The sequence below is a fragment of the Kluyvera chengduensis genome (assembly GCF_044197065.1).
Classification (GTDB): domain Bacteria; phylum Pseudomonadota; class Gammaproteobacteria; order Enterobacterales; family Enterobacteriaceae; genus Kluyvera; species Kluyvera ascorbata_C.
The window spans coordinates 1-242 of sequence record NZ_JBIQOI010000040.1 but is presented as its reverse complement, the minus strand read 5'-3'; the positions used below and the strand labels follow the sequence as shown (position 1 = coordinate 242).

At 50.4% G+C, this 242-nt stretch carries 1 protein-coding gene; it reads right to left on the bottom strand.

Going from position 1 to position 242, the window contains the following annotated elements; translation table 11 throughout:
* Positions 1 to 242, bottom strand: a 242-nt coding sequence (locus tag ACH1XZ_RS23275; RefSeq protein WP_395597313.1) for an EF-Tu/IF-2/RF-3 family GTPase, incomplete at both ends; no start/stop codon positions are given.

Sequence of the window (242 nt, the reverse complement as noted above, 5' to 3'; positions counted from 1 at the left end):
ATACCACGCAGCAGAACACCAACGTTCTCACCAGCACGGCCTTCGTCCAGCAGTTTGCGGAACATTTCAACGCCAGTACAGGTAGACTTAGCAGTGTCTTTGATACCAACGATTTCAACTTCTTCGCCAACTTTGATGATACCGCGTTCTACACGACCGGTAACAACGGTACCACGACCGGAGATGGAGAATACGTCTTCGATTGGCAGCAGGAACGGCTTATCGATAGCACGTTCTGGTTC